Origin of the sequence: Methylobacterium sp. WL12, from assembly GCF_008039475.1 — a bacterium.
Lineage (GTDB): Bacteria > Pseudomonadota > Alphaproteobacteria > Rhizobiales > Beijerinckiaceae > Methylobacterium > Methylobacterium cerastii.
The window spans coordinates 1-2,713 of record NZ_VRUW01000184.1 but is presented as its reverse complement, the minus strand read 5'-3'; the positions used below and the strand labels follow the sequence as shown (position 1 = coordinate 2,713).

The window sequence follows — 2,713 nt, the reverse complement described above, 5'->3', positions numbered from 1 at the left end:
TACACGATGACGCTCGGCGTCGAGCCGACGCGGCCGGCGACCGATTACGGCTACATCCGCCGCGGGGCCGCGCTGCCGGAGGCCGAGGGCGCCTTCGCGGTGGCGCGCTTCGTCGAGAAGCCGGATGCGGAGGGCGCGGCCGCGCTGATCGCGGACAGCGCCCTGTGGAATTCGGGCTACTTCCTGTTTCGCGCCGACCTGATGCTGGCGGAGCTCGAGGCGCACGCGCCCGAGGTGCTCTCCGCCGCCCGCGCGGCGCTGGACAACGCAACCACCGATCTCGACTTCGTTCGCCTTGATGCGGCAGCTTTTGCCAAGGCGCCCAAGATCTCGATCGACTACGCGGTGATGGAGCGTACGACGCGGGCGGGGGTGCTGCCGGTCTCGTTCCCGTGGTCGGACGTCGGCACCTGGGACGCGGTCTGGCAGGTGCTGCCGCAGGACGAGGCCGGCAACGCGCTGCGCGGTCGGGTCGAAGTGCTGGGCACCACCAACAGCCTGGTGCACAGCGAGGGCGAGGGCCTGACCACGGTGGTGGGCCTCGACGGCGTGGTGGTGGTGGCGACGCCCGACGCGGTGCTGGTGACCTCCAAGGCGCAGTCGGGCCGGGTGAAGGAGCTGGTCGGGGTGCTGCGCGCCCGCGCCCACCCGGAGGCCGACGCGCACCGGCGGATGTACCGGCCCTGGGGCTGGTACCAGCGGGTCGACATCGGCGAACGCTTCCAGGTCAAGCGCATCATGGTGACGCCGGGCGGGCGCCTGTCGCTGCAGAAGCACCACCACCGCGCCGAGCACTGGGTGGTGGTGAAGGGTACGGCGGAAGTCACTTTGAACGACGATGTCGTCCTCGTTCATGAGAACGAGGCGGTGTACCTGCCGATCGGCTCGATGCACCGCCTCACCAACCCCGGCAAGATCCCCCTCGAGCTGATCGAGGTCCAGGTCGGATCCTACACCGGCGAGGACGACATCATCCGCGTCGAAGACATCTACGGACGTTCGTCAGGCTGATAAAAAGCTTCGCGATAATTATTCAACTCTTGGTTACAGCAGCATCGTGGGCAATCGACCCGGCTATCTCCGCAAAGCCGGGTCGATTATTATATGCGATTGCCCTATAAATGACTTTTAAGATCTTACCGGCGTTCTTAATCGACCATGGCCGCGCGTCATGGATAAACTTAACGCGAGCGATGCGAAATCCAAGCATCCGTTGAAAGTGCTGCAATCCTGCGGTCAACTCGGATGGGCCGACTGTATCCACCAAATGCTGGACGCCCTCATGTGACAGGCGCTCAACCACGAACTGGGTCAGGAGATAGCGAGCATCGGAATGCTGTGGTGTTTGGCCTAAAGAGATGAACAATCTGAGTAGTGCCCACGTCCCCTCTCGTGGCACCACTGCAATCACAAGAGGTTCCCCGTTCTGCCCATAGGCTACGCTCCACAAGCCGACCCCGACCAAAAAACGATGATCAGCATGAGAGTTCCGGTAGCGTAGATCAGCCTTAGACACCAAGGCGCTATCCAGTTGGCCTATAAGGTTTATTTGCTCAATTTCATCGTTGATGACGCGGCATGCGATGCCGGATTTCTCAGCGCTACGGGACTTACGCCGAAGAGTTTGCTTGCTAGCCCCCAATGAATACTCGCCAGACACTTTAGGTACAGACAGGACGCAGGCGCCAGTTTGAGCGAGAGTAAAAACTCCAAAAACGGAACGCCTGAGACTCTGCTCAATCATTAGACCGCCCGAGCTAGAGCTTACATTGAGTTCGAGCCGTTGGAGCGAGAGAAGATCTCCAATCGCTTGTAATGTCAGCCGCCAGTCCCGCATAATGTGCTGACGAACACGAATATTTGATTCAAGTCTATGCTTCCAAAACTCGGAGAAACGAGCTTCGCGGTCTCCGGTTGTGATTTCAGTCGCTGTCATATTGATGATTCATGCGATAACAATTTTCTGACTGCTAGCATGAAATTTGCGCCCGTCCAGCTCAGTAAAACTACTGAGTATTCACAAATCGCAGCTACCAGCCGCAATTTTAATCGCGTTAATATTAATTTCGCGCCTTCGGCCCGGTAATTACCCACCCTCTTGCGCGGGTCGGATTTGGCTGATTCCTTTGTGGGATGGGCCGAAGCGATCTTGAGCGGCTGAGCCGCGATGAGCTGATCGAGCTGGTGCTGCGACTACAGCGCACGGAGAAGACCTCACGCACGTCTTCGAAGCCGCCCGCGACCGATCGCAAGGAGCGACGCGAGCAGGCGAAGCCTGGCGGTGCCAAGCCCGGGCACGAGGGTCATAGCCGCGTGATGAGCGAGGAGCCCGATGTCGTTGTCGATCATCGTGCAGAACGCTGCACGTGCTGCGGCAGCTCCCTGCAACAGGATCTTCCCGCCGAGGTCGTGAGCGTGTCCGAGCGGATCGAGCTGCCGGAGGTGGCGCCGGCCGTCACCCAACACCTGCGGCTGGCCGTGCAGTACCCGACGTGCCGGGTGCGGGTCGTCGCGCCGGTTCCGGAGGCGGCACGCGGCACGCCCTTCGGCCCACGGCTCCATGCGGTGGCGACGTATCTGAAGACGTTCCAGGCGCTGTCCTACGAGCGGCTGCAGGCGGCGCTGTCGGATCTGTTCGGGCTCACCCTCAGTCAGGGCGGGCTGATGAACCTGCTCCAGCGCACGCAGAAACACTTCCGCTCCGGCCGCGACG

The 2,713-nt window shown here is 61.3% G+C and carries 3 protein-coding genes; 2 read left to right on the top strand and 1 reads right to left on the bottom strand.

The annotated features are described in order from the left end of the window. Positions 1–1,011, top strand: a 1,011-nt coding sequence (locus FV226_RS27275) for a mannose-1-phosphate guanylyltransferase/mannose-6-phosphate isomerase (protein WP_147765378.1), incomplete at its 5' end; no start/stop codon positions are given. Between the two features lie 22 nt (positions 1,012–1,033). On the opposite strand, the gene FV226_RS27270 is transcribed toward FV226_RS27275, so the two are convergent. Further along, on the bottom strand, positions 1,034–1,936 hold the full coding sequence (locus FV226_RS27270) for a hypothetical protein (RefSeq protein ID WP_147765377.1): 903 nt from the start codon (positions 1,934–1,936) through the stop codon (positions 1,034–1,036). 197 nt (positions 1,937–2,133) lie between these two features. On the opposite strand from FV226_RS27270, the gene FV226_RS27265 reads away from it, so the two are divergent. Further along, positions 2,134–2,713: IS66 family transposase zinc-finger binding domain-containing protein (locus tag FV226_RS27265; RefSeq protein WP_187278871.1), on the top strand; the 580-nt coding region annotated here is incomplete at its 3' end.